The organism is Ferrovibrio sp. (assembly GCF_046297895.1).
GTDB lineage: Bacteria > Pseudomonadota > Alphaproteobacteria > Ferrovibrionales > Ferrovibrionaceae > Ferrovibrio.
The window spans coordinates 1-25092 of record NZ_JBKBHC010000003.1 but is presented as its reverse complement, the minus strand read 5'-3'; the positions used below and the strand labels follow the sequence as shown (position 1 = coordinate 25092).

Sequence of the window (25092 nt, the reverse complement as noted above, 5' to 3'; positions counted from 1 at the left end):
TGCGCCGCCTGCCAGCGGCAAGGGTGACTCAGGCGGCGCCGCTGATGCCGGCGCAGTCGCGCAGATCAGCGCCGGTGAAATTGGCCTTGGCCAGCTTGGCACGGGTGAGGTCGACGTGATCGAGCACGGCGCCGCGCAGATCGGCGCCGGTCAGATCGGCATCCATCATCACCGGATACAGCGTGCGGCCGGTGGCCTGATGGCTGGCGCTGAACAGCGGCGCGCCGACCAGCTTGGCACCGCGGAAGGTGGCCGCGGCCAGGTTGGCGCTGGCGAAATTCACCCCGCCCAGATCGGCCTGGTCGAAATTCGCCTTGGCGAGATCGGAGCCCAGGAAACTCGCGAACAGCAACTGGGCGTTGGAGAAATCGGCGCCTTTCAGATCGCTGCCATGCATCTCGGCGCCGCGCAGGTCGCAGCTTGAGAAATCGCAGCCGGCCAGCTTCCTGCCGCTGAGCACGGCCCGCGCGCCCTCCTGACCGCCGGTGGCGATCCAGCGGCTATGGGCATGCAGCAGCACCTCGATCTCGGTCGGCAGGCTGGCCGTCTTGCGATAGGTGGCATGCGAAAGGTCGACGCCCTTGAGATTGACCTTCGACAGATCGACGTTGCGCAGGTTGGCACCGCGCAGATCGGCACCCTGCAGCAATGCGCCTTCCAGTTTGGCGCCGAGCAGATTCACATCGCGCAGCCGCGCCGCCGTCAGGTTGGCGCCCGAAAGATCGGCGCCGGCGAGATTCACGGCAAACATGCTAGCATTGGCGAAATTCGCCCCGGTGGCCGAGGAGACCGACATATTGGCTTCATCAAGCTGGGCCGAGCGCAGATCGGCGCCATCCAGCTTGGCTTCGCTCAGATTCGCCGAACGCTCCTTGGTGCTGCCGTCATCGACCACGATCTGGCCCGGCCGCAGATCGGCCTGATTCAGCGAGGCGCCGCGCAGGATGGTCTTCATCATGTTGGCGCCGCGCAGGTCGCTGCGGTCCAGCACCGCCCCCGAAAGATCGGCGCGCATGAAATCGACCGCGAAGAGATCGGCCCGGCGCAGTTCGGCCTTCACCAGCGAACTGCCGGTGAAGAGGCAGCGGGCCAGGATGGCATCGTTCAGCTTGGCATTGTCGAGTCGCAGAAAGGACAGATCCTCGCCGCGGCGCTGAATCCGCTCGCCATCGGACCGGCCGCCGGCCCAGGCCGCATGACGCGACAGGGCGACGGTGATCTGCTGGGATGGAAATTTCAGTTCACCCATCGGGTAAATGCCCACTTTCTGCGAGTAAATCTGTTAACTATTTTCTATCAAGCAGATTACGCCAGCCTGTTGATCAGCCGCAAGGCGATTCCAGATCTGCGGTCCACCTGTCACAGTAGCGAGGCACGGGGCAGCGAGGGAGTTGATATCCGTTAACCTGGTCGATCTGCCTACGAACCATCACCGCCGTTATTGCCTCCCGGCTTCGCTCCGGGGGCGGCGATCCTAACGGCTGCCGCCAAGCCCGATGCATTCGCGGATCTCGGCGCCCTGGAGATTCACCTTGTCCAGCTTCGCCGTCGAGAAATCGACCCCGCCCAGGATCGCGCCGCGCAGATCCGCGCCGGTCAGGTCGGCCTCATCGAAACGCGGATAGATCACCTTGCCGGTGCGCTGGTTGCGGGCATTGTAGAGATCGACGCCCACCACGCGGGCGCTGCGCCAGCGGCTGGCGCCGAGATGGGCGCGGGAGAAATTGGTGCCCGACAGGTCGGCCATGTCGAAGCAGGCCTTTTCGAGATTGGCGCCAATGAAGCTGGCGAACATCATCTGCGCATTCGAGAAATCGGCACCCTGCAGCGATGCCTCCTGCAATTCGGCGCCGCGCAGGTCGCAGCCGGCGAAATTGCAGCCATCGAGTTTGCGCCGGCTGAGCACGGCGCGCTCGCCTTCCGCGCCGTTGGTGGCGATCCAGGTGCTGTGCGCCTTCAGCAGAAGTTCGATTTCCTCGGGCAGCGCGTCGCCCTTGCGGTAGACCGCGCCCTGCAGGGAGACGCCCTCGGTATCGACCTTGCTCAAGTCGACATTGCGCAGGTTGGCGCCGCGCAGGTCGCAGCCTTTCAGCTTGGCGCCGGCCAGGCTGGCGCCGATCAGATTGGCGTCTTTCAGCTTGGCGCCGGCTAGGTTGGCGCCCGAGAGATCAGCGCCCGCCAGATTCACCGCAAACATGCTGGCGTTGCCGAACGAGGCGCCGACCGCCGAGGACACCGCCATGCTGGCATTGTCCATCTGGGAATTCTTGAAATCGGCGCCGTCCAGCTTGGCGCCGTCGAGATTGGCATTGACCTGTTTGCTCTCACTGGTTTCGGCCAGCATGATCTGCCCCGGCCGCAGATCGACCTGGGCCAGCGAGGCATGGCGCAGCACGGCGCGGCCCATATTGGCCCCGCGCAGATCGGCGCGGTCGAGCACGCCGCGCGTCAGGTCGGCATTCTGGAAATCGGCGCAGAACAGGTCGGCGCGCCGGAACTGCACGCCGGCCAGCGATGCATTGCCAAAGGCGGCGCGCGACAGAATGGCATCGTCCAGCATGACGCCGTCGAGCCGCAGATTGGCGAACTGGGCCCCCGGCTGCTGCAGGCGCGCGCCGCCCTGACGGCCGGCCAGGAAGGCGGCGTGTCGGGACAGAACGACTTGAACGTCATGCGATGGAAGGGAACGGTCCGGCATAAAAAACAACGCTTGCTGGTGAATACTCCCGAAGGCTAGTGCAGCCCATCATCATCGAGCAACCAGAAACTGCATTTTTGCTAAATTGTTACAATCCGACCATTGGCCCGGGTTTGCGGGAGTCAGCCCCGCCGAGAGCTGCGCATGCCGGTACACTGGCGCAGATCCGCCCCGGCAATATTGACCTTTTCAAAAACTGTGCTTGAGAAATCAATACCTTCCATCACAGCGCCACGCAGATCCCCACCGGTGAGATCGGCATTGTCGAAGCGGGGGAAGATGATCTTGCCGGTACGCTGGTTCAGGGCGTTGAAAATATCGACCCCCACAAGCTGGGCGCCGCGGAACACCGCCCCGGCCAGCAACGCCCCAGAGAAATTGGCCCCGCCCAGGCTGGCCTGGTCGAAATTGGCCTTGCGTAGATCGGCATTGACGAAGCTGGCGAACAGAAGCTGGCTGCGGGTGAAATAGGCGCCGGCCAGATTGGTGTCGTGGAACACCGCCGCGCGCAGGTCGCAGCTGGAAAAATCCACCCCCGGCAGCTTCATGTTGCTGAACACCGCGCGCTCGCCGGCCAGGCCGTTGGAGGCGATCCACTTGCCATGGGCGGCCATCTTCGCCTCGATGTCGGCGGGCAGCTGCACCTGGCTGCGATAGACCGCGCCCTGCAGATTGGCGCCGGTGAGATCGACGCCGGTGAGATCGACGCTGCGTAGATTGGCGCCGCGCAGGTCGCAGCCGGCCAGCTTGGCGCCATCGAGATTCGCGCCCACGAAGGTCGTGTCCTTCAGCCGCGCGCCGGAGAAATCGGCACCCGAAAGATCGGCGCCGGTGAGATTGACGGCAAACAGCGAGGCGCCGACGAAGGTGGCGCCGACCGCGCTGGAGTTGCTCAGATTCGCCTGGTCGAGATGGGCATGGCCCAGATTGGCCTCGTCGAGATTGGCGCCGGACAGGTTGACCGGTACATCCTCGGCATTTTCCCCGCCATCCTTTTCATGGCGCACGATCTGGCCCGGGCGCAGATCGGCCTGGCGGAAGGAGGTCTGCTTGAGGGTCGCCATCAGGAAATTCGCGCCGCGCAGGTCGGCGCGATCGAACATCGTGCGGGTCAGGTCGGCATGGCTGAAATCGCTGCCGAACAGGTCGGCGCGGACGAACTGGGCCGATTGCAGCGACGAGCCCGCGAAACTGCAGCCGGGCAGGATGGCGTCGTCGAGCACGGCGCCGTCCAGCTTGAGATCGGACAGGTCGTCGCCACGCCGCTGCAGCCGGACTCCGCCGGGCCGGCTGTTGAGATAGGCGTTGTGACGCGACAAGGCCCAGACGACGGCCTCCGGCGGAATCCGCGCGGACATGGCGGCTATTTTCTGTGGTCGTTTGCGTACATGTTTCGCCACTTTAGATAATCGCCGCCGCCGCCGCCATGCTTTTGTAATATGGCCAAGCCGTTATTCACCCTTCCCTCTTCGGAAGGCTGTCGCTACTGTGGCGCGAGACGCAAGGAGAGACGCGCGTATGGCCGCCGTTAGCCGCAAAGCCGGTTCCCGCAAGACCGCTTCCACCAAAAGCAGGCCGGTCAAGGCCGGGTCCAGACCCAAAGCCTCGACCGCCAGGCCAGCGAAAGCCAAGCCAGTAAAAGCCAAGCCAGTGAAAGCCAAGGCCACGAAGGCCAAGGCGGCAAAGACTATGACCGGGAAGACCCCTGTGAAAGTCCCCGGGAAAGCCGTGCTCAAAAGCGCTGCGAAGGCCAAGTCCGCCAAAACGAAGTCCGCGAAGACGAAAGCAGCCAAGGCGAAGACGGTCCGGTCAAAGGCCGCCAAATCAAAGGCTGGCAAGTCCGGAGCCAACCGGCGGCGCTTCGACCGCCGCGACACCCGCATTCCCGCCCGGCTGGAACATGCCGGCGGCAGCGTCGAGGGCACCGTCGCCAACCTGTCACTAGAAGGCTGCCTGTTCGCGCCGCGCATCGCGCTCAAGCCCAACAGCCGGATCAAGCTCTACATGTCCGGCGAATCCAAGCCGGTGGCCGCCACGGTGAAGGCGGTGAGCGAGCTGGGCGTGCATTGCCTGCTGCATGCCGGCGGCGTGACGCTCGGGCGCCTGTCGGCCGATCTGGACGACATGGCCCTGCTGATGCTCAATGCCGGCCGGCCGCATGTGGTGACGCCGAAAGCCGAATAACGCGGTCCGGCTTCAGTTCTCCATCAGCCGCGGCAGGATCGTCATCAGGCCGGGGAATGCCATGGCGATCAGCAGGCCCACGCCCTGCAGCAGGAAGAAGGGCACGATCCCGCGATAGACGATGCCCATATGCAGCGCCTTGGGCAGCACGCCCTTCATGTAGAACAGCGTGTAGCCGAAGGGCGGCGAGATATAGCCCATCTGGATGGTGATGGCATACAGCACGCCAAACCAGATCTCGTCGAAACCGAGGAACTTCACGATCGGGATGAAGACCGGCACGGTGAGCAGGATGATGCCGATCTCGTCCAGCACGGTGCCGAGGAAAATCAGGATCAGCAGCATCACGGCCAGGATCACATAGGGCCCGACCTCCAGCGACTTGATCAGGCCGAGCAGCGAATCCGCGCCGCCCAGGCCGGTGAAGATCGCCACATAGGCCTTGGCGCCGATGGTGATCCACAGGATCATCGCCGTGGCCTTGCCGGTATCGGCCGCCGCCGAGACCAGCGCGTCGACAGTCAGCTTCTTTTCCAGGGCCGTGGCGATCAGGGCGCCGAAAACGCCGACCGCCGCGGCTTCGGTAGGCGTGGCGATGCCGAAGAAGATCGAGCCGAGAATCAGCAGGATCAGAAGGCCGGGCAGCACCAGCGCCTTCAGCGCCGACAGCCGCTGGCGCAGGGGGACCGGGGCATAATCCTCGCGCAGCGGCGCCGCGCCGGGCTTCAGCCAGGCCACCAGCAGGATGTAGAGGATATAGAGCGCGGCCAGCACAAGGCCCGGCACGATGCCGGCGATCAGCATCTTGCCGATCGAGACCTGCGCCGTGACGGCGTAAACGATGGTGAGCACGGAAGGCGGGATCAGGATGCCCAGCGTGCCGGCGGCGCAGATCGTGCCGGTGGCTAGCTCGGGGCTGTATTTACGGCGCAGCATCTCGGGCAGGGCCAGCATGCCCATCGCCGTGACGGCGGCGCCGACCACGCCGGTCATCGCAGCCATGATCACGCAGATCACCACCGTGCCGACGGCCAGGCCGCCGCGCAGCCGGCCGAACCACAGTTCCATCGCGCGGTAGAGCTTTTCGATCACGCCCGAACGCGACAGCAGGGCTGCCATCAGGATGTAGAGCGGAATCGCCAGTAGGGCCTCCGACTTCATGGTGTCGAAGATCTGCAGCACCAGGATGATCACGGCCTGGGGATTCCAGAACAGCACGGTGATCAGCAGCGACAGGCCGCCCAGCACGAAGGCGATCGGCAGGCCGGTGAGCATGAACAGCGTCAGGCCGCCGAACATCAGGATGAGGATGGCGGTCGAGCTCACAGCGCGGCCTCCTCGTGATGCTGACCGGCAGCACCGGGCACGCGGAACAGCACGCGCAGGAATTCGGCCAGCGCCTGCAGCAGCATCAGCACGAGCGACAGCGGCACGGCGGCCTTGGTCCACCAGATCGGCGGATTCCAGGCCGAGAACGAGGTCTCGCCGTAGTTGAAGGAATCGATGGCGGCCGGCACTGAGAACCACAGCAGGATGGCGCAGAAGGCAACAATGATCGGCAGGTTGACCAGTTCGACCAGGCGGTCAGCCCGCAGGCTCAGCCGCTGGCGCAGCAGGTCCATCGCCACATGGCCCTTCTGGTGCAGCACATAGGGGCCGGCCAGCAGGAAATACGGCCCGAACAGCAGCACGGCCAGCTCCATGCCCCAGACCGTGGGTGCGTTGAAGGCATAACGCATCACCACGTCGATCAGCATGATCGGCACGATCAGATAGACCAGCGAGATCGCGAGATAGAAGGCGGCAAGGTTGACGGCGGTGACCGCGCCGACGAAGCCGGCGATGACGGGCGGCATGGGTTCTCCCGATGAACTGCGGAAAGAATGCGGCGGGTGCCGACAGGCACCCGCCGCGAGACGCGATTTATGCCAATACGCCGAGCCGCTTCATGAAGGCAACCTGGCTGTCCAGGATCTTCTTGGCCAGCGCGTTGTCCTTGGTCGCCGCCTGCCAGGCCGCCACGGCCTTGGGGCGGTTGGCCAGGATGTCGGCCGGGTCGAAGGTGTGGATGGTGCAGCCCTTGGCCTTGTATTTCTCGAGCACCAGCGCGTCCTGCACCAGGATGTGCTGACGCAGGCTGGCCGAGATTTCGCGCGCCGCCACGGCCAGCGCCGCCTTGAACTCGGCCGGCAGTTTTTCATAGGCGCCGCGATTGGCGACATAGCTGGTGGCCGTGGTGGGCTGATGCACGCCGGGCAGCACCACATGCTTGGCCACCTCGGCGATGCCGGCCTCGAAATTGGCGGTCAGGTCGCCGCGGTCGGCGATGTCGATCACGCCCTTGTCGAGCGCCGAATAGACCTCGCCGGTCGGCAGCGGCGACACGCTGACGCCGAACGCGCCCATAACGGCGGAAGCCAGACCGACGAAACGACCCTTCTTGCCGGCCAGATCAGCGATCTTGGTGATCGGCATCTTGGCGTGAATCGGCTCCTGTCCGTAGATGGTCGGCGCGATATACATCAGGCCGGCGGCGCCATAGGCCTCGCGCGCCATGTCCAGGCCGCCCATCTCGTAGAACCAGGCCTCGTACTGATCCGATTCAGGGAAGCCGAAGGGAATCGTGCTGGTGAAGGCGAAGGCGGGAATCTTGCCGGCCTCGTAGCCGTCGAAGGTCTTCATCATCTCGAAGGCGCCGCCGCGCACGGCGTCGAAGGCCTGCGCCGCCGGCACGATCTGGCCGCCGGCGAACAGCTCGATGGTGAACTTGCCGCCGGTGAGTTCCGACACGCGCTTGACGAAACGCTCCTCGAATTTTTGCGGCGTGGTGCCCGGATCCCACAGCGCCTGCATGCGCCATTTCACCGCGCCGCTCTGGGCCAGCGCCGGCGTGGCGGCGGCGAAGGTGACGGCACCCGCGAGGGCTGCGCCCGAGCCGAGCAGCTTGCGTCGATTGATCGTCATTCCTGTTTCCTCCGTTGTTTTCTCTTGGGTGATGAAACGCGACAGAACTATTTCTTGCGCAGGCGGGCGAGGATCTCTGCCGCGCGGTCGGTGCGCACGTCATGGCTGGCGGCCAGCTCGGCCGCCACCTTGTCGATTTCCTCGCCGGTGGCGCCGGCGACGATGGCGATGTTGCGGGCATGCAGCGCCATATGGCCGCGCTGGATGCCCTCGGTGGCCAGCGCGCGCAGGGCGGCCATGTTCTGCGCCAGGCCAACGGTGACGGTGATCTCGGCCAGTTCCTGCGCCGTCGCGACGCCGAGGATGCGCAGCGCCAGCTGGGCCAGCGGATGCGTCTTGGTGGCGCCACCGACCAGGCCCAGCGCCATCGGCATTTCCAGCGTGCCGACCAGGCGGCCGTCGTTGCTGAGTTCCCAGGTGGTGAGCGAGGTGTAATGGCCGCTGCGGGCTGCCCAGGCATGGGCGCCGGCCTCGATGGCGCGCCAGTCGTTGCCGGTGGCCACCACAACCGGGTCGATGCCGTTCATGATCCCCTTGTTGTGCGTGGCGGCGCGATAGGGATCGACTGCGGCGAAGGTATAGGCATCCAGGATGCCGTCGATGATGCGGCGGCCGGAGAATTCCTTGGTCGCCAGCGATTCTTCCGTCAGGCTGATGCGGGCGCGCGCCAGGCGGCGATCGGCGAGATTCGACAGAATGCGCAGCCGCACGCTGCCGCCGGTGACGCGTTCGACGATGGGCGCCACCGTCTCGGCCATGGTGTTCACCGTGTTGGCGCCCATGGCATCGCGCACATCGACCAGCAGGTGCAGCACCACGATGGGGCCACGCGGCGTCTGCGGGAAGACATGCACCTCGATGTCGCGGCAGCCGCCGCCCAGGCCGACCAGCACCTTGTCGCGCGCATTGGCGGCGGCGAGGATTTCGTCACGCGCGGCGAGGATCTGCAGCCGCGCGCCATGGGGATCGGACAGGCCGATCACCTGCACCTGGGCGCGCATGATCGGCATGGTGGAGGAGGTTTCGAAGCCGCCGCAGCCGCGCGCGATGCGCGCCATGTAGGAGGCGGCGGCGACGATGGAGGGCTCTTCCACCGCCATGGGGATCAGATAGTCGCGGCCATTGATCTGGAAATTGGTGGCGACGGCAAATGGCAGTTCGAAGGTGCCGACCACATTCTCGATCATGCCGTTGGCGCGCTCCACCGGCAGGGCGCCGGGCGCGGCCAGCAGGGCATGGTCGGCGTCGTTCAGGCCCGCCGCCTGCACCAGCGCGTCCAGCCGCTGGGCCGGGGTCATGTTGCGATAATTCTCGATCCGCGAATTCACGCTTCGCCCTGCCGCAGTGGCAGAGACCGCCTTGCTCATCGGTGTTTCCTCCATTCGGCCGCCGCCTTGCCGGCGCGGCCCTGATGACGGCCCAAAATCCCTGTGCATGCCCTTTTAAACAAGGGACAATTCGCGGTATTGTCCGATCAACTGTACTGGCGGAATTATTGGTACAGTTAGAGGGAGCCAAGACCATGCGGATCGCCAGGGCGGAGCAGATTGCCCGCAACATTGCCCGCCAGGTGGAACAGGGCCATCTGACGCCGGGCACGCGGCTGGGCTCGGTGCGCCAGGCCGCGTCCGAGTTCGGCGTCTCGAAGAACACCATGGTGGAGGCCTATGACCGGCTGGTGGCGCAGGGCTACCTGGAACCCAAGCGCGGGTCGGGCTTTTACGTCGCGCGGCCGCGGCCCAAGGCATCGGCGGCGATCCGGCCCGCCCATGTCAGCGAGGCGATCGACCTGGTATCGCTGCTGCGCGAGCAACTGAACCAGCATCATGCCGTGCGCGTCGGAGACGGCCGGCCGCCGGCGGCGTGGATGGAGGGTTCCGAACTCGGCCGCCATCTGCGCCTGAGCCTGCGCGGCAGCGAGCGGGTGGAGCATGGTTACGGCGCGCCGCAGGGTTATGGCCCCTTGCGCGAGATGATCGCCGGCCGGCTGATCGAACGCTCGATCCATGTCAGCGCCGAGCAGATCCTGCTCACCTTCGGCGCCAACCATGCGCTGGACCTGATCGTGCGGCATTTCATCGAACCGGGCGATGCCGTTCTGGTCGACAGCCCGGGCTACTACCCGTTATTCGGCAAGCTGCGGCTGGCGCGCGCCAACGTGATCGGCGTGCGGCGCCTGGGCGACGGCCCGGATCCGGACGACCTGGAAGCCAAGGCCGCGCAGTATCACCCGCGCCTGTTCTTCACCCAGACCCTGGCGCATAACCCCACCGGCACATCGATGACGCCGGCCGGCATCCATCGCCTGCTGCAGCAGGCTGAACGGTTGGGCATGATCTTGGTGGAGGACGACCCCTTCGCCGATCTGCTGCCGCCGATCACGCCACGGCTGGCGACGCTGGACCAGCTCGAGCGTGTGATCTATGTCGGCACCTTCTCCAAGACGCTGTCGGCCAGCCTGCGCACCGGTTATATCGCCGCCGCGCCGGCGCTGATCCGCTCGCTCACCGACGTGAAGATGCTGACCGTGGTGAACAGCTCGGGTTATGTCGAACGCCTGATCCACGACCTGATGGCCGACGGGCATTATCGTCACCACCTGAACCGTCTGCGCGAGCGTGTGGCGCGCGCCTCCGGCCAGGCGATGGCCGCGCTGGCCGCCATCGGCCTGAAGGACCTGAGCGCTCCGGCCGGCGGCTATTACCTGTGGTGCCCGCTGCCTGAAGGTATCGACGATGTGGCGCTGGCACGCCGCGCCTCGGAAGACGGCATCTTCCTGGCGCCCAGTTCGATTTTCTCCCTGGACCGCGAGGCGCACCGGCCGGCGCTGCGCATCAATGTCGCCTATGCCGACGATCCGGCCTTCCTGGATTTCATGCGCAAGGCCTGCGAGGACGCCGCCTGAGTTTCAGTTTCTCGTGGCGGCGATCACCCGCTCGATGCTGAGCATGCCGCCCAGCAGCAGCAGGCCGAGCAGGCCGATGGCGACCAGCACATGGGTGGAATGCGCCACCGCGCCGAAGGCCAGCGCCATCACCATCGCCACCACGCTGGCCACCGCTGCGGCCAGACCGCTGCCGGCCGGCAATTCGGCAAGCTGGAGATTGCGCAGCGCCAGCGTGTCGCAGGCCAGCCAGTAGGATTGCCCGGCCACGGCGGCGACGAAAAAAACCGGCGCATAGGCCTCGGCCGTGCGCCAGCCCAGATGCAGGTCGAGCAGCAGCGCATAGCCGGCGGCCAGCAGCGCCAGCACCGGGGCGGCGCGCAGCACCAGCTCCACATGCTGATCCAGGAAACGCGCCAGCAGCAGGCCGGCCAGCGCGCCGCCGAGCGTGGAAGCGGCCACAAAAAGCCCCAGCGCATGGGCCGCGCCGGTGACGTTGGCGGCATGGATGGCGAAGAAGGGCACCGTCATGTCGATGCCCTGCGCCACCGCGCGCATCTGCAGATACGAACGATACCAGCGCGAACGGCCGGCCAGGCGGAAGCCGTCGGCCAGAGAGGGCAGACTTGTTCCGGCCACGGTGCCGCGGCTTTCGAAAAACAGCAGGATGGCAAGCGCGCCAAGCGTGAGGCAGATGGCGGCGATCAGCAGCTTCCAGCCATAGCCGTCGATGCTGCGCGGCGCCTCGTGCTGGGCATAGAACACATACAGCAGCAGAACGGTGAACAGGCCGCCGGCGGCCAGTCGCAATGCCAGCAAGGCGCCGCGCCGATGCGCCGGGATCGCCTTGGCGGCAAGCTGGCGGAAACCCAGGCCGCCGAGCCCGTTGGCCAGCCCGACCAGCAGCAGCAAAACCACGATAGCGGCGATGGCGGGCAGCGGCGGCAGCAGCCAGGCAGCCAACGCCATGCCGCCAAGTGCGATGGCTTTCGCGAAGGTAGCGAGGCCGACCAGCAGCTTGGCCAGTGGCGCCCGCACCACGACGGGACCAAGCGCGAGCGAGGCGGCGAGCTGGCCGGCCCGCACCAGCGGCACGGCCGCCGAGACCACAAAGGCGAAGGCGCCCAGCGCATGCAGCAGCCAGGGCACGACGATGTTGGGCGAGGCGATCTGGTCGCTGGCATCCACCAGCGTGCCATTGGCGATGCCGAGGCCAAAATTGCGCCGCAGCAGCGGATCGGTCGGTACGGTCTGTTCTGGCTCGGTCATGCGAAGATGCGAATCGGATCGGAAGACCAGATTGGCATCGTCGGCCGCGACAATAAAGCACCGAGCGAGGAAGCCGGCCCATTGCGCGGCCGGCGGCGAGGCGGCATTACAGGCTCATGAACACGATCCCTGTCCAGCGCGTTGCCGTCATCGGCGCCGGCCCGGCCGGCCTGATGGCAGCCGAGACGGTCGCGCGCGAGGGCGGCAAGGCCGTCGCGGTAACAGTGTTCGAGCGCATGCCCAGCCCGGCCCGCAAATTCCTGATGGCCGGGCGTGGCGGCCTGAACATCACCCATTCCGAGGCCATCGAGCGGTTTCGCACGCGCTACGGCGCGGCGGAGGGCTGGATGCACAGCGCGCTGGAGGCCTTTCCACCGCAAGCCCTGGTGCAATGGTGCGAAGGCCTGGGCCAACCCACCTTCGTGGGCAGCAGCGGCCGAGTGTTTCCGCGCGCGATGAAGGCAAGCCCCCTGCTGCGCGCCTGGCTCGCACGGCTGAACGATCTGGGCGTGACGCTGAAGACGCGTGCGGAATGGACCGGCTGGACCGACGATGGCCACACCCTGCGCTTCAATGATGGCAGCGCCTATGCCGCCGATGCCACGGTGCTGGCGCTGGGCGGCGCCTCCTGGCCGCGCCTGGGCGCCGACGGGAGCTGGACCGCTCTGCTGCCCGATCTCGCGATTACCCCGCTGCAGCCGGCCAACAGCGGCTTCCATGTTGCCTGGTCGGAGCATTTCCGCAGCCGCCATGCCGGCCAGCCGCTGAAACGCATCGCGCTTGGTTTCGCCGGCCAGACGATCCGTGGCGAGGCGATGATTGCGGCCCAGGGCATCGAGGGCGGCGCGGTCTATGCGCTGTCATCGGCCCTGCGTGACGCCATCGCGCGCAACGGCGCGGCAGAACTCAAGGTCGACCTGCGGCCGGACATGGATGATGCGGAACTGCATGACAAGCTGAGCCAGCCACGGCGCGGCGCTTCGCTGGCCAACTTCCTGCGCAAGCAGATCAACCTGCCGCCGGTGGCCATCGGCCTGGTGCAGGAGGCCCTCCATGCCGGCAGCGCGGCCCCGCTGGAGACGCTGGTGCGCGCCCTGCCCCTGCGACTGACCGCGCCGTTCGGACTGGCGCGCGCCATCTCCACCGCCGGCGGCATCGCGCTGGATGAACTGGACGGGCATCTGATGCTGCGCCGGCGGCCGGGCGTGTTCGTGGCCGGCGAGATGCTGGACTGGGAGGCGCCGACCGGTGGCTATCTGCTGCAGGGCTGCCTGGCCACGGGGCTGGCTGCCGGCCTGGGCGTCGTGCGCTGGCTGCGGCAGGTCCAGTCGCGCTAAATACAGGCCCGCTAGATTTCGATCCGGTCCTTCTGCTTCAGGCTGCGCTTCTGCGCGGCAATGCGGAATGGCGCGTTCGGCGCGCCGTAGCCGCCATAGCGGCGGCGCTGCACCACTTCGAAGAAAAAGCCTTCGCCGTAATTGGGGCTGTAGATCTGGAAATACTCGCCCTCGCCGTCGCGGTCATAGAGGATGTTGTGCTCGCGCAGCGCATCGAGCAGGCCGGGCTCGAGGCCGAAGCGCACCTCGATGTCGTCGTAGTAGTTCTGCGAGATGGCAAGCGGTCGGAAGCCGTTGCGCTTCATGGCCGCCACCGTGGCGAAAATATCCCGCGAGACGAAGGCCAGGTGCTGCACGGCCGAACCGAAGCTTTCGGCAATGAAATGGCCGGCCAGCGTACGGCGGTTCTCGGCGCCGTTCAGGGTGATGCGCAGGCTGCCGCTGTCATTCTCGATCACCTGGCTGCGCACCAGGCCGGCCGGATCGACGATATCCACCATCGGCGTCTTATGGGTGGCGAAGATGGAGGTATAGAACAGGATCCAGGTCAGCATCTCCTCGTAGTTCATGGTCTGCGCCACATGGTCGATGGCCACCAGGCCGGCATCGCCGGCCTGCCCGGCATCGCGGACCGGCTCGAAATCGATCTCCCACAGCCTCGATAATTCGCTCTTGGCATCGATGAAATGCATCACGCCGCCGCCAACCCCGCGGATGGCCGGGATGCGCAACTCGCCGGGGCCGACCGGCTGCTCGAAAGGTTCGGCGCCCAGCGCCCGCGCCCGCAGCACGGTGGCGGCGGCATCCTCCACGCGCAGGCCGATATCGCAGACACCGGCGCCATGCATCACATAGGCGCTGTGGGCAAAGCCCTCGCGCTCGCTGTTGATCAGCAGATTGATGCCGCCCTGGCGCCAGAGCGTGACATCCTTGGATTTGTGCCGCGCCGCCTTGGCAAAGCCGAACATGCGAAACAGGGCGGCCAGTTCGGCGCCTTCCTGCTCGTTGGCGGTGAATTCGATGAATTCGATGCCATGCGCGGGAATGCGGTCGGGGATATCGGCCACCACGATCCGTGTGCCTGGTTCCTCGCGGCGCACGCGGTCCATCAGGCTGACCAGGGAGCGTTTGCCATCGACGGCAATGGCCTTGGGCGAGCCGCCGCGGAACTGGTCGTTGAAGATTTCCAGTGACAGCGGTCCGTCATAGCCGGTGGCCGCCACCGCGCGCATGAAGTCGACCACCGGCAGGTCGCCCTGGCCTGGCATGTTGCGATAATGCCGGCTCCAGTGCAGCAGGTCCATCTCGATGCGGGGTGCGTCGGCCAGCTGCACGATGAAGATCTTGTCCTTCGGAATGGCACGGATGGATGCCACGTCGATCCGCCGCGCCAGCGTGTGAAAGGAATCGAGAATGAGGCCGATATTGGGGTGATCGGCGCGGCGCACGATTTCCCAGGCATCGCGGTGATCGTTGATGTGCCGGCCCCAGGCCAGCGCCTCGTAACCCACCCGCAGGCCGCGGCGCGCCGCACGCTCGCCCAACTCGCGGAAATCATCGGCGGCGCGATCAATGCCGCCGAGCGAGAGCGGCGAGACATTCGAGCAGACCAGCATCAGGTCGGTGCCCAGTTCCTGCATGATATCGAACTTGCGATCGGCACGGTCGAAGCCGCGGCCGCGCTGCGGCTCGGGCATGCCCTCGAAATCGCGGAAGGGCTGGAACAGTGTGATCTGCAGCCCCGCCTCGCGCACCATCCGGCCGACCTCGCGCGGGGAGCCGTCGAAGGCGAGGAAGTCATTTTCGAAAATTTCCACGCCGTCGAAGCCCGCAGCGGCAATGGCCTGCAGCTTCTCTTCCAGCGTGCCGCTGAGCGAAACGGTGGCGATCGAGGTCTTAAGGGGCGCTGTCTTCATGGTCGCGGTTGTCATGGCGGCCTCCCTGGAACCGGCCCGGGCCGGGCTCTGTTTTGTATTTGATCGAACTGGTTCGTACATTATTGCGCCGGCCGAAACCGGCCTGGCGCATCACCGCCGGCCGGCCTAGGCCGGGTGTTTCAGAACATTGCGCAGAACCATCTCCACCACCTGAGCCCGCAGCGCGGCCAGGGCCTTTTTCGAGGTCAGGTCGACGCGGAAGATCTGCGAGAAGGTGGCGCGGTTGGAAACGCCGAAGAAGCAGAGCGCGCTGATCTGCCAATGCAGCTCGATCGCCGAGAGCCCCTTGCGGAACACGCCGTCCTGCAGGCCGCGATGGTAGATGCGTTCCAGCTCGCCGATGGCCGAGACGTTCAGGTCCTGGATCGTCTTGGAGCGCGCCAGATATTCGCCATGGTGGATGTTCTCGATCATCACCAGGCGAATGAAGGCCTCGTTGGAATGGTGGTGGTCGAAGGTGAACTCGACCAGCCGCCGCAGGGCATCGGCGGGCTTGAGATGCTCCAGATCGAGCTGCGCCTCGGTGGTGCGCACCTTGCGGTAGGCCTCTTCCAGCACGGCCAGATACAGGCCGTCCTTGTCGCCGAAATAGTAGTAGATCATCCGCTTGCTGGAGCCGGTCTTGGCGGCGATCTCGTCCACCCGCGCGCCGGACAAGCCGTTCTGCGCGAATTCGCGCATCGCGACGTCGATGATGTCCTGCCGCGTCGCTTCCGGGCTGCGCGTCCGGGCGGTAGCGGTCGGTCTGGAGGAGGGCCTGGGGGCCGGTCTGGAAGATTGTGTCATCGGGCGGGATTTTCCTGCCGACGCGGTCCGCGCGCGCCAGCCCATGGCCTGAGTGGTCTGTTGCATACTGCCCTCGGATCGACGCCTTGCAAATAGCTAACACGCCGCAAACAAAGAGAATTCCTGCCTCAAGCCAATGCCGGAACCCTGGCCGGCCGGAATCGGGTTTGACTATACTAACTATTTCGTACATTGTGCAGCGAGAAATTTTCCCCGGGAGGAACCGTGTCGTCAGGCTCCGACAGGTCTGAACGCCAGACATCCGGCCGCGACGCCTGCATCAGGGCCCTGCAGGCCGTGATGGCGGCGCATCCGCTGACCGCGCGCCGGACCACATCCGCGCAGACGGCCGCCCTCGTGTCCGCCGCCAGTCTCGCGGGGGTGCTCGTCGGCCTGATCGGTCGCGGCATCCAGCAATCCCGCACGCCGATGATGCATGAGCGCGAGGCGGCGCGGCTGGGCCTGGACTGCGCCTATATCCTGGTCGATTTCGACGCCTTGCGCCTGCCTGATGCGGCCCTGCCCGACATCCTGGCCGCCGGCGCGGCGCTGGGTTTCCAGGGCTTCAACGTCACCCATCCCTTCAAGCAGCAGATCCTGCCGCATCTGGACGCGCTGTCGCCCGAAGCGGCCGCCATCGGCGCGGTGAACACCGTGGTCTATGCCGGCGCTGGCGCCACCACCACCGGCCATAACACCGACTGCTGGGGCTTTGCCGAAAGCTTCCGCGCCGGCTTGAGCGACGTGCCGCTGCGCCAGGTGGTGCAGTTCGGCGCGGGCGGCGCGGGCGCGGCGGTGGCCTATGCGCTGATGCAGCTCGGCGTCGAGCGGCTGGAGATCGTCGACACCGATCCGGCCCGGGCGCAGGCCTTGGCCGCGCATATGCGACGCGACTGGGGCGAGCGTGTGCAGGCCGGCGCGGGCACGGCCGAAACCCGGGAATCGCTTCTGGAATCGCTTCTGGGCTGGACCGACGGCATCGTCAACACCACGCCGGTCGGCATGGCGAAATATCCCGGCACGCCGTTTCCGGCCGCCTTGCTGCGTCGCCATCACTGGGTTGCCGAGATCGTCTATTTCCCGCAGGAAACCGAATTGCTGCGCGCGGCGCGCGCCCTGGGCTGCCGCACGCTGGCCGGCACCGGCATGGCCATCGGCCAGGCCGTGCGTGCCTTCGAACTTTTCACCGGCCGAAAGTCGGACATGGCCGCGATGGCGACCCATTTCGCCGCCGCGGCCTGAACGCATATCACCAAGGGATTACAGTAACCGCACATCCGCAACAGAGTGAAAAATCGGGAGGAACCACAATGAGCATGCACACCACGCGCCGCCGCTTTCTCGCCGGCACCGGTCTGGCCGCCGCGGCCACCGGCCTGTCCGGCCTCGGCATCCCCGCATTCGCGCAGGGCAAGCCGAAACTGCGCTTCTCGGCCGTCTTCTCCGAACAGGACATCCGCGCCGAGATGATGAAGAAATTCGCCGAGGGCATCGCCGGCGACTTCGCCTTCGAGGGCTATTACGGCGGCAACCTGTTCAAGCAGGGCACCGAACTGGTCGCGATCCAGCGCGGCAACCTGGAAATGGGCAACATCGCGCCGCAGGACATCTCGAAGCAGATTCCCGCCTGGTCGATCCTGACGGCCGCCTACCTGTTCCGCGATGCCGGCCATCTGACCAAGTTCTTCGCCAGCGCACCGGGTGCCGAGATGAAGAAGATGGCCGACGACCAGCTCGGCATCCACATTCTCGGCCCAACCTATTTCGGCTCGCGCCAGGTCGGCCTGAAGCCGAACAAGAAGATCACCACCCCCGCCGATCTGGCCGGTATCAAGCTGCGCATGCCGCCGGGCGAGGCCTGGCAGTTCCTGGGCGAGGCGCTGGGTGCCAATCCGACCCCGATGGCCTATGCCGAGGTCTACACCGGCCTGCAGACCGGCGCCATCGACGGCCAGGACAATCCGCTGCCCAACGTCGAGAACATGAAGTTCTACGAGGTGATGTCGCAGATCGTGCTGACCTCGCACCTGGTCGGCTTCGACCTGCTCACCGTTTCCAGCAAGGTGTGGAAAGGCATGTCGGCCGACCAGCAGAAACGCTTCCAGGCCGCAGCCGACGCCGCCATCGCCTTCTCGACCCAGAAGCACCAGGATCGCGAAAAGGAGTTGGTTACGTTCCTCAAGAGCAAGGGCCTGAATATCTACGAACCGGACCAGGCCGCCTTCCGCAAGCATGCGCAGGCCAAATACCTGGCCTCCGATCTGGCCAAGGACTGGCCGAAGGGCATGGTCGACAAGATCAACGCACTCTAGCACCATGGGCGGAAGCCCCGGATGCCCGGGGCTTCCGTCACTTGACCAGCGGACCGGCGGGGCACCTGTGCATCAGCGATTGGAGAGTTTGGCCGCCTGGCTGTACCGGCGCGGCGAGAATGTCCTGGCGGCAATGCTGGCCGCGATGTTCGCCGCCTTCATTCTGCAGATCATCTTCCGTTATGTGCTGAACCTGCCGATCGGCTGGACCAACGAGATCAGCGCGATCCTCTGGCTCTGGCTGGTTCTGTGGGGCGCCGCCTTCGTGCTGCGCGAGGACGAGGAAATCCGCTTCGACCTGCTGCATGCGGCCGCCGGCCCGAAACTGCGCCGCGCCATGCTGCTGTTCAGCGGCACCGTTCTGATCCTGCTCTACGGCACCTCGCTCCCCGCCGTGGCCGATTACGTCGCCTTCATGAAAGTTGAGAAATCGGCCTACCTGAAGATCCGTTTCGACTGGCTGTTCTCGATCTACGTCATTTTCGTCGTCGCGGTTCTGGTGCGCTATCTCTGGCTCTGCTGGCAGGCGATGCGGGGCACGGCACCGGCCGAGGCTGACCCCACCAAGACGGCATCCGGCATATGAACATCGCCAGTCCCTTTTCGATCTGCATCGTCGCCATGACGGTGCTGGCCTTCCTCGGCCTTCCCATAGGCCACGCCATGATCGCCGGCTCGATCCTGTACCTGTGGCTGGCCGGCCTGGACATGGGCACGGCGGCCGAACAGCTTCTGAACGGCATGTATGTCAACTACATCATCCTGGCCGTGCCGCTGTTCATCCTGGCCGCCGAGCTGATGAACATCGGGTCGATGACCGAGCGGCTGCTGCAATTCTGCAACGCCATCGTCGGCCGTTTCCGCGGCGGCCTCGCCCAGGTGAACGTCCTGCAGAGCATCATCTTTGCCGGCATGTCGGGTTCGGCCATCGCCGATGCCGCCGGCACCGGCAAGATGATGCAGGTGATGATGACGGCCGGCGGCAAATACCGCGCCAGCTATGCCGCGGCGCTGACCGCCGCCACCTCGGTGATCGGACCGATCATTCCGCCCTCGATCCCGATGATCCTCTATGCCCTGGTCTCGGATGCCTCGATCGGCTACCTGTTCCTCGGCGGCGTGGTGCCGGGCCTGCTGATGGCCTTTGCCCAGATGGTGATCGTGGCCATCGGCGCGCGGCGCGAGAATTTTCCGGTCGAGAAGCCCACGCCGCTGCGCGATCTGCCCGGCATCACCTGGCGCGCCCTGCCCACGCTGATGATGCCCGTCGTGCTGCTGGGCGGGATATACAGCGGCGCCACCACGCCGACGGAGGCGGCCGCCGTGGCCGCCGCCTATGCGCTGCTGATCTCGGCGCTACTATATCGCAGCGTCAGCTTGCGCGATTTCTACAGATCCGTTCTGGGCAGCGCCCGCGTCTCGGCCTCGATCGGCATGCTGATCGCCGGCGCGCTGGTATTCAATTACGTCGTCACGGTGGAGAACATCCCGAACGACATCAAGATCCTGCTCGCCGGCTGGGAACTGACGCCGCTGGGCTTCCTGATCCTCGTGAACGTGATCCTGCTGGTGCTGGGCTGCCTGCTGGAAGGCACTACGATCCTGCTGGTGGTGGTGCCCGTGCTGATCCCGGCGGCCAAGGCACTGGGCATCGACATGGTGCATTTCGGCATCGTGGTGGTGGTCAACATCATGCTGGGCCTGATCACGCCGCCCTATGGCCTGTTGCTGTTCGTGATGACGCGCATCGCCAACGTGCCGATCCGCGACATCGTGCGCGATGTGATGCCCTTCCTGTTTGCCATGGTGGTGGCGCTGGCCCTCATCACCGCGCTGCCCGACCTCGTGCTCTGGCTGCCGCGCCTGCTTGGCTACCAGGGCTGAGCTTTCCAACGCAGCGAGGATGCGATGACCGACCTGAAGCCGCTATTTGTCCTGAACGGCCCCAACCTGAACCGGCTGGGCAAGCGCGAGCCGGAAATCTACGGCCACACCACCCTGGCCGAGGTGGAGGCGATGTGCCGCGCAGCCGCCGGCGCACGGCCGGTGCGTTTCCATCAGTCCAATATCGAGGGCGAGATCATCAACTGGATCCACAAGGCCATTGATGGCGGGGCCGCTGGCATCGTCATCAACCCGGCAGCCTTCACCTTCACCTCGATCGCCATCCTCGATGCGCTGAAGCAGTTTCCGGGCCCAATCATCGAACTGCATATCTCCAACATCCACCGGCGCGAGGCGATCTACCACAATTCGCTGGTCTCGAAGGTCGCCACGGCGGTGATCGCCGGTCTGGGCCCCGAGGGCTATGACGTGGCCGTGCGGGCAATGACCGGGCACCTGCTGCGCGGCCGCTAGCTGCTTTTGACAGAGGCGTTCAGTGCGTCTGGCGCCTCGGCGCGCAGCAGCAGCATCGCGATGAAGCCGGCCGCGCAAAGGCCGGCGGTGAACATCAGCGCGCCGGCGCCGAACCGCTCGATCAGCACGGCAAACACGAAAGGCGATGCGGCCTGGCCGAAGCGCGACGGCGCGGCAAGCAGGCCCTGGCGGCGGCCATAACCGACCGGCCCGAAGATCGCCAGAGGCAGCGTGCCCTTGGCGATGGTCATCACGCCGTTGCCCGCGCCGTGGATGATGGTGAAGAAATAGGCCGCCGGCGCGCCGAGCAGAAGCACGGCAACGGCCCCGATGGGATGAGTGACCGAGGCCAGCCGCGCCGACAGCAGCGGATGGAAACGCTGCAGCAGACTGAATTCCAGCACGCGCGCCGCCACCTGCGCCGGTCCGACCAGCGCGGCGGCGGCGATGGCAACCGTTTTGGTGGCGCCGGCATCCTCCAGCAGGCGGGGCAGATGGGCTGCCATCGCCGTGCTGGTGATCCAGGTGGCGGCGAAGGCAAAGGCCAGCAGCAGCATCTGGCGATTCCATAGCGGCGCCGCATCCGGCGCCGGCGCGGCAGCCTCGATGCTGACATGCGCACCGAGTTCCTTCGGGATCATGAAGACATAGATCGGCAGCGCCAGCAGCAGATGCGCCAGCGCCCACACATAGCAGGTGGCGCGCCAGCCCATCTCGGCCTCGACCAGGGCAGAGACCGGCCAGCCGATCGTGCTGGCGAAGCCGGCCAGCAGCGTGACGCCGGTGATCGCGCCGCGAGCGCCGCGGCCATAGATGGCGGTGAGTGCCGCGAACGCCGCCTCGTAGAGGCCCATGCCCATGCCAAGGCCGACGATGAGCCAGGCGACGACGAAAACGGGCAGATTGGGCGACCAGCCGAGCAGGCCAAGGCCGGCGGCGAAGACCAGACTCGAGACGATCAGCACGCCGCGACCGCCGAAGCTGTCGATCCGGCGGCCGACGGCCGGCCCCATGAAGGCCGTCATCAGCATCGCCACCGAGAAGATGCCATAGACCCAGTCGGTAGTGATGCCGAAATCGCTCGCCATCGGCACCGCCAGGATGGCCGGCAAATAATAGGTCGAGGCCCAGCTCAGGGTTTGGGCCGTGCCCAGGGCGATGGTGACGACGGTGCGGCGTTCATGGGACAGCGGCATGGATCAACAGCAACCCTCGGCAGGCATGGCGGTGCCAGTCACCTTAACACGCGGCTTGGCCGTGCCGCAGCAGGCTTTGGCGCCGGTTTCGGGTACGGTTTCCTTCACCGTCGTGCAGCCCGCGCCCACAACGGCGGACTCGCAGCAGCCGCCGTCTTCCTGCAGGTCGCTGCTGCACACGCCGGTTTCGGGCAGATCGAGCTGCACGTCGTCGGCCGCCGCCATGTCACCCGCTAGCGCTGCGGCGATGGAACGCACCTGCTCGTAGCCGGTGGCCATCAGAAAGGTGGGCGCGCGGCCGTAGCTCTTGATGCCGGCAAGATAAAAGCCGGCCTCGGGCTGCGCCAGTTCGCGATGGCCATGCGGCCGCACCGTGCCGCAGGAATGCACATTCGGATCGATCAGCGGCGCCAGCGCGCGCGGACTTTCGGTCGCCGCATCGAGATCGAGCCGCAGCTCGCGCAGCATGTCCAGATCCGGGCGCTGCCCGGTGGCGACGATGATACGATCCACCTCGATGGTCTCGCCCGCGCCGGTCGGCTGCTGCAGCGTCACGGCCAGGCCGGCGCCGGTCGCGTCGATGCGCATCACCGTGCTGCGCATATGCAGGTCTAGGCCCCCGGTCGCGACCAGGTTTTCCAATGCGCGGCCCAGCGCGCCGCGCGCCTCCAGCTTGTCGTTCTCGCCGCCGCCGAACAGCCGCTTCAGGCTGCCGCCGCGCACCGCCCAGACGATTTTCGTATACGGCGCGCGGCCGGCAAGCTGCGCCAGATCGAGCAGCACATTGGCGGCCGAATGCCCGGCGCCAATCACCAGCACACGCTTGTCGGCATAGATGTCGATGTCGCGGCCCAGGATATCGGGAATGCCATAGGCGATGCGGCCGCCATGGGCCGCCTCGCCCGGCACGCGCAGGCCATGGCTGCCGATCGGGCTGGGCTGCGACCAGGTGCCCGAGGCATCGATCACCGCGCGGGCCAGATCCTCGCGCTGACTGCCATCGCCCTTGCGGATGGCAAGAACGAAGGGCGCGGTCTCGCGGCCCGCACTTTTCATCTTGTCGTGGCCGGCGCGGCTGATGGCGACCACGCGGGCATCGGTCTCGATCACGGCCCTGAGTTCCGGCGTATCGGCCAGCGGCTTGAGATACAGGTCATGCAGCTGGGCGCCGGTGGGATAGGCCAGGGGCAGCGGCGCCTGCCAGCCGGTTTTCTCCAGCAGCGCCTGCGCCTGCCGGTCGATGTTGTAGACCCAGGGCGAGAACAGCTTCACATGGCCCCAGGCGCGCACATGGGCGCCCGGCGCCGCGGCGCTTTCATACAGCTTCACCGGCAGGCCGCGGGCCAGCAGATGGACGGCGGCGGCCAGGCCAACCGGCCCGGCGCCGATCACCGCCACCGGCAGGTTGCCCGGCAGCCCGGAATGGGAATTCTGCGCGATCGCATTCATGACCAAAGCTCCTTTTCGTTATTCGTCTAATACCGAACACATGGGCCAAATTTTTTTACAGGTCCCCGACCAGATGCTGCAGACGGCGCAGCCGGGCGAGATCGATGCAGTAACAGGGGCGCTCGCCATCGGTTTCGCCCTTCACGATGCCGGCTTCCTTCAGGATGGTGAGATGCTGCGAGGCGGTGGATGGCGCCACCGGCAGCAGGTCGGCGAGTTTGCCGAAATAGCAGGTGCCGATGCGCAGCAGGTTGCGCACGATGAGGACGCGGACGGGATGGGACAGCGCCTTGGCCAGCTCGGCCAGCTCGCCGTCCTCGGGCCGCATCGGCTCAGCCAAGTCGGCCGGCGCCATGCAGGCGGGAGAGCAGTCGACCGCCCGCGCAGCCGGCTTTGCGCCCGACCGGCGGGTTTTGGCTCTGGATTTCGTGGTGGCGGCCATGATCAGTTCATTCGTTATTCGACGAATAACATAGAACGGCGTTGCGGGCCCGTCAACCCCCCGGCACGCGTCCTGCCGGTTCGCGGAATTCAGGTATCCAGACAGCCGCGTGAAACCCGAAGCGTGCCGCCGGCCGGCCTGGCCTAGTGTAGCAGAGCCACGGCAAGGCCGCCGGTGGTTATGGCAGCCCAGGCGAAGGCCGCGAGGACCAGGGGCTGCCATCCGCAGCCGCCGAAATTGCGCAGGCTGGACTGCAGGCCGATTGCCGCCAGCGATACCGCCAGCAACAAGGCCGTAGCCGTTTTGACCATGTCCAGGACACCAATCGGAATCATGCCTGTCGACGACAAGACGACGCAGGCCGCATAACCGAAAACAAAACCCGGCACCTTCGCCCGTCCACGGGACGAATGAGCCGGGCTTTCCGAAAGCCAGGCCAGGCCAAGGACGGCGGCCGGCAGCAACAGAACACGCGCCAGCTTGACGGCGATGGCCAGCGGAGAGACATCCGTGCCGCCATAGCTGGCGGCGGCCGCGACCTGCGCGACTTCATGGATCGCGGCGCCGGCCCAGACGGCATAGGCGTCATGGGTCAGGCCAAGAACCTGTCCGGCCAGAGGCAGGACAAGCACAGAAACGGTTCCGAAAATGGTGATGCAGGCCACGGCGAAGGCGACCCGCCGCTCATCCTGCCGGAGGATCTGGTTGGTCGCGAGAATGGCGGAAGCGCCGCAGATGGCGGAGCCAACCGCGATCAGCAGCCCAAGCCCTGCATCGATCCGCATTAATCGCGTCATGGCGCGCACAAGCGCCAGCGTGACGATAACCAGCAGCAGCAGCGCCAGCAGCACCGGCCACCCGATCGCGACCAGCCCGTCGACGCTCATCTGCAGCCCCAGCAGCATCACTGCGAACCGGAGCAGGGGTTTGGTTGCCACCTGCAGGCCTGGCGCGACATTCGCCGGCAGGGAGAGAATACTTGCCAGCGCCATGCCGCCGATGAAGGCCATGGTGCCCAGGCCGAATATTCCGGGCTGGATGGCGGCCTGGGCAATATGCGCAAGCAGGACCACCAGGGCGACGCAGAGCAGACCTGGCAGGGCCCGCCATGTCTGCACCGCGCTATTCCGCAGCGCCGTCATCGCCGCCCCGTATGCCCGACGCCGCGCCTACTGCTCGACGAATGCCTTTTCGATCACATACTGGCCAGCGCCGGTGGTGGAGCCTTCCTGCCAGCCCAGCCCATCCAGCATGTCGCGCATCTCGGCCAGCATGG

The 25092-nt window shown here is 66.1% G+C and carries 22 protein-coding genes; 8 read left to right on the top strand and 14 right to left on the bottom strand.

The genetic code is table 11. The annotated features are described in order from the left end of the window. Window positions 1-28: 28 nt before the first annotated feature. The 3 genes from ACK4FK_RS05020 to ACK4FK_RS05010 form a co-directional block, all read right to left on the bottom strand. Window positions 29-1249: a pentapeptide repeat-containing protein gene (locus ACK4FK_RS05020; protein WP_409741997.1), complete on the bottom strand. Its 1221-nt coding sequence runs from the start codon at window positions 1247-1249 to the stop codon at window positions 29-31. A 225-nt stretch (window positions 1250-1474) separates the two neighbouring features. After that, entirely contained in the window at window positions 1475-2698 is a 1224-nt protein-coding gene (locus ACK4FK_RS05015; RefSeq protein ID WP_409741994.1) for a pentapeptide repeat-containing protein, read from the bottom strand. A 122-nt stretch (window positions 2699-2820) separates the two neighbouring features. Further along, window positions 2821-4056 (bottom strand): pentapeptide repeat-containing protein, encoded by a 1236-nt coding sequence (locus ACK4FK_RS05010; protein WP_409741991.1) that lies wholly within the window; start codon window positions 4054-4056, stop codon window positions 2821-2823. A gap of 370 nt (window positions 4057-4426) precedes the next feature. Here ACK4FK_RS05010 and ACK4FK_RS05005 point away from each other — a divergent pair, with 370 nt between their 5' ends. Continuing rightward, window positions 4427-4882 (top strand): PilZ domain-containing protein, encoded by a 456-nt coding sequence (locus tag ACK4FK_RS05005; protein WP_409741988.1) that lies wholly within the window; start codon window positions 4427-4429, stop codon window positions 4880-4882. A gap of 12 nt (window positions 4883-4894) precedes the next feature. Here ACK4FK_RS05005 and ACK4FK_RS05000 read toward each other — a convergent pair whose 3' ends face one another. From ACK4FK_RS05000 to ACK4FK_RS04985, 4 genes are all read right to left on the bottom strand, one after another. Further along, window positions 4895-6208: a TRAP transporter large permease subunit gene (locus ACK4FK_RS05000; protein WP_409741985.1), complete on the bottom strand. Its 1314-nt coding sequence runs from the start codon at window positions 6206-6208 to the stop codon at window positions 4895-4897. Then, window positions 6205-6738 (bottom strand): TRAP transporter small permease subunit, encoded by a 534-nt coding sequence (locus ACK4FK_RS04995; RefSeq protein WP_409741982.1) that lies wholly within the window; start codon window positions 6736-6738, stop codon window positions 6205-6207. Before ACK4FK_RS04995 ends, ACK4FK_RS05000 begins: the two co-directional genes overlap by 4 nt. Before the next feature lie 67 nt (window positions 6739-6805). After that, entirely contained in the window at window positions 6806-7846 is a 1041-nt protein-coding gene (dctP, locus tag ACK4FK_RS04990; protein WP_409741980.1) for a TRAP transporter substrate-binding protein DctP, read from the bottom strand. 47 nt (window positions 7847-7893) lie between these two features. After that, window positions 7894-9213, bottom strand: coding sequence for a hydroxymethylglutaryl-CoA reductase, degradative (locus ACK4FK_RS04985; protein ID WP_409741977.1), 1320 nt, complete (start codon window positions 9211-9213; stop codon window positions 7894-7896). Between the two features lie 155 nt (window positions 9214-9368). On the opposite strand from ACK4FK_RS04985, the gene ACK4FK_RS04980 reads away from it, so the two are divergent. Beyond that, on the top strand, window positions 9369-10751 hold the full coding sequence (locus ACK4FK_RS04980; protein WP_409741974.1) for a PLP-dependent aminotransferase family protein: 1383 nt from the start codon (window positions 9369-9371) through the stop codon (window positions 10749-10751). Window positions 10752-10754: 3 nt separating this feature from the next. Here the strand turns inward: ACK4FK_RS04980 and ACK4FK_RS04975 are convergent, their stop codons facing one another. Beyond that, the gene (locus ACK4FK_RS04975; RefSeq protein WP_409741971.1) at window positions 10755-11999 is read right to left on the bottom strand and encodes a hypothetical protein; all 1245 of its coding nucleotides are present in this window, start codon (window positions 11997-11999) and stop codon (window positions 10755-10757) included. A 116-nt stretch (window positions 12000-12115) separates the two neighbouring features. Between ACK4FK_RS04975 and ACK4FK_RS04970 the strand changes: the two genes are divergently transcribed. Continuing rightward, window positions 12116-13336, top strand: coding sequence for an NAD(P)/FAD-dependent oxidoreductase (locus ACK4FK_RS04970; RefSeq protein WP_409741968.1), 1221 nt, complete (start codon window positions 12116-12118; stop codon window positions 13334-13336). An 11-nt stretch (window positions 13337-13347) separates the two neighbouring features. Here ACK4FK_RS04970 and ACK4FK_RS04965 read toward each other — a convergent pair whose 3' ends face one another. Together ACK4FK_RS04965 and ACK4FK_RS04960 are read right to left on the bottom strand one after the other, a co-directional pair. After that, the gene (locus ACK4FK_RS04965; RefSeq protein ID WP_409741965.1) at window positions 13348-15267 is read right to left on the bottom strand and encodes a bifunctional sugar phosphate isomerase/epimerase/4-hydroxyphenylpyruvate dioxygenase family protein; all 1920 of its coding nucleotides are present in this window, start codon (window positions 15265-15267) and stop codon (window positions 13348-13350) included. Between the two features lie 111 nt (window positions 15268-15378). Next, window positions 15379-16059: a TetR/AcrR family transcriptional regulator gene (locus tag ACK4FK_RS04960; protein ID WP_409741963.1), complete on the bottom strand. Its 681-nt coding sequence runs from the start codon at window positions 16057-16059 to the stop codon at window positions 15379-15381. A 225-nt stretch (window positions 16060-16284) separates the two neighbouring features. Here ACK4FK_RS04960 and ACK4FK_RS04955 point away from each other — a divergent pair, with 225 nt between their 5' ends. From ACK4FK_RS04955 to ACK4FK_RS04935, 5 genes are all read left to right on the top strand, one after another. Continuing rightward, a complete protein-coding gene (locus ACK4FK_RS04955) occupies window positions 16285-17301 on the top strand; it encodes a shikimate dehydrogenase (protein WP_409741960.1) in 1017 nt (338 codons plus the stop codon). 68 nt (window positions 17302-17369) lie between these two features. Next, on the top strand, window positions 17370-18371 hold the full coding sequence (dctP, locus tag ACK4FK_RS04950; RefSeq protein ID WP_409741957.1) for a TRAP transporter substrate-binding protein DctP: 1002 nt from the start codon (window positions 17370-17372) through the stop codon (window positions 18369-18371). Between the two features lie 79 nt (window positions 18372-18450). Continuing rightward, a complete protein-coding gene (locus ACK4FK_RS04945; RefSeq protein WP_409741954.1) occupies window positions 18451-18957 on the top strand; it encodes a TRAP transporter small permease in 507 nt (168 codons plus the stop codon). Beyond that, the gene (locus tag ACK4FK_RS04940) at window positions 18954-20255 is read left to right on the top strand and encodes a TRAP transporter large permease (RefSeq protein WP_409741951.1); all 1302 of its coding nucleotides are present in this window, start codon (window positions 18954-18956) and stop codon (window positions 20253-20255) included. The genes ACK4FK_RS04945 and ACK4FK_RS04940 overlap by 4 nt, the downstream gene beginning before the upstream one ends. A gap of 24 nt (window positions 20256-20279) precedes the next feature. After that, window positions 20280-20729 (top strand): type II 3-dehydroquinate dehydratase, encoded by a 450-nt coding sequence (locus ACK4FK_RS04935; RefSeq protein WP_409741948.1) that lies wholly within the window; start codon window positions 20280-20282, stop codon window positions 20727-20729. Here the strand turns inward: ACK4FK_RS04935 and ACK4FK_RS04930 are convergent. From ACK4FK_RS04930 to ACK4FK_RS04915, 4 genes are all read right to left on the bottom strand, one after another. Then, complete coding sequence (locus ACK4FK_RS04930) at window positions 20726-21925, bottom strand: MFS transporter (protein ID WP_409741945.1); 1200 nt, start codon at window positions 21923-21925, stop codon at window positions 20726-20728. The two genes, ACK4FK_RS04935 and ACK4FK_RS04930, sit on opposite strands and share 4 nt — an antisense overlap. Before the next feature lie 3 nt (window positions 21926-21928). Then, window positions 21929-23374 (bottom strand): FAD-dependent oxidoreductase, encoded by a 1446-nt coding sequence (locus tag ACK4FK_RS04925; protein WP_409741942.1) that lies wholly within the window; start codon window positions 23372-23374, stop codon window positions 21929-21931. 55 nt (window positions 23375-23429) lie between these two features. Next, the gene (locus ACK4FK_RS04920; RefSeq protein WP_409741939.1) at window positions 23430-23816 is read right to left on the bottom strand and encodes an ArsR/SmtB family transcription factor; all 387 of its coding nucleotides are present in this window, start codon (window positions 23814-23816) and stop codon (window positions 23430-23432) included. A gap of 143 nt (window positions 23817-23959) precedes the next feature. Next, window positions 23960-24958: a YeiH family protein gene (locus ACK4FK_RS04915; RefSeq protein WP_409741936.1), complete on the bottom strand. Its 999-nt coding sequence runs from the start codon at window positions 24956-24958 to the stop codon at window positions 23960-23962. Window positions 24959-25092 lie beyond the last annotated feature (134 nt).

Excerpts from the sequence above, each read along its gene's own strand:
- ACK4FK_RS05020 (WP_409741997.1), bottom strand. The coding sequence starts at position 1,249 with ATGGGTGAACTGAAATTTCCATCCCAGCAGATCACCGTCGCCCTGTCG.
- ACK4FK_RS05015 (WP_409741994.1), bottom strand. The coding sequence starts at position 2,698 with ATGCCGGACCGTTCCCTTCCATCGCATGACGTTCAAGTCGTTCTGTCC.
- ACK4FK_RS05010 (WP_409741991.1), bottom strand. The coding sequence starts at position 4,056 with ATGTCCGCGCGGATTCCGCCGGAGGCCGTCGTCTGGGCCTTGTCGCGT.
- ACK4FK_RS04995 (WP_409741982.1), bottom strand. The coding sequence starts at position 6,738 with ATGCCGCCCGTCATCGCCGGCTTCGTCGGCGCGGTCACCGCCGTCAAC.
- dctP (WP_409741980.1), bottom strand. The coding sequence starts at position 7,846 with ATGACGATCAATCGACGCAAGCTGCTCGGCTCGGGCGCAGCCCTCGCG.
- ACK4FK_RS04985 (WP_409741977.1), bottom strand. The coding sequence starts at position 9,213 with ATGAGCAAGGCGGTCTCTGCCACTGCGGCAGGGCGAAGCGTGAATTCG.
- ACK4FK_RS04980 (WP_409741974.1), top strand. The coding sequence starts at position 9,369 with ATGCGGATCGCCAGGGCGGAGCAGATTGCCCGCAACATTGCCCGCCAG.
- ACK4FK_RS04975 (WP_409741971.1), bottom strand. The coding sequence starts at position 11,999 with ATGACCGAGCCAGAACAGACCGTACCGACCGATCCGCTGCTGCGGCGC.
- ACK4FK_RS04970 (WP_409741968.1), top strand. The coding sequence starts at position 12,116 with ATGAACACGATCCCTGTCCAGCGCGTTGCCGTCATCGGCGCCGGCCCG.
- ACK4FK_RS04965 (WP_409741965.1), bottom strand. The coding sequence starts at position 15,267 with ATGACAACCGCGACCATGAAGACAGCGCCCCTTAAGACCTCGATCGCC.
- ACK4FK_RS04960 (WP_409741963.1), bottom strand. The coding sequence starts at position 16,059 with ATGACACAATCTTCCAGACCGGCCCCCAGGCCCTCCTCCAGACCGACC.
- dctP (WP_409741957.1), top strand. The coding sequence starts at position 17,370 with ATGAGCATGCACACCACGCGCCGCCGCTTTCTCGCCGGCACCGGTCTG.
- ACK4FK_RS04940 (WP_409741951.1), top strand. The coding sequence starts at position 18,954 with ATGAACATCGCCAGTCCCTTTTCGATCTGCATCGTCGCCATGACGGTG.
- ACK4FK_RS04935 (WP_409741948.1), top strand. The coding sequence starts at position 20,280 with ATGACCGACCTGAAGCCGCTATTTGTCCTGAACGGCCCCAACCTGAAC.
- ACK4FK_RS04930 (WP_409741945.1), bottom strand. The coding sequence starts at position 21,925 with ATGCCGCTGTCCCATGAACGCCGCACCGTCGTCACCATCGCCCTGGGC.
- ACK4FK_RS04925 (WP_409741942.1), bottom strand. The coding sequence starts at position 23,374 with ATGAATGCGATCGCGCAGAATTCCCATTCCGGGCTGCCGGGCAACCTG.
- ACK4FK_RS04920 (WP_409741939.1), bottom strand. The coding sequence starts at position 23,816 with ATGGCCGCCACCACGAAATCCAGAGCCAAAACCCGCCGGTCGGGCGCA.
- ACK4FK_RS04915 (WP_409741936.1), bottom strand. The coding sequence starts at position 24,958 with ATGACGGCGCTGCGGAATAGCGCGGTGCAGACATGGCGGGCCCTGCCA.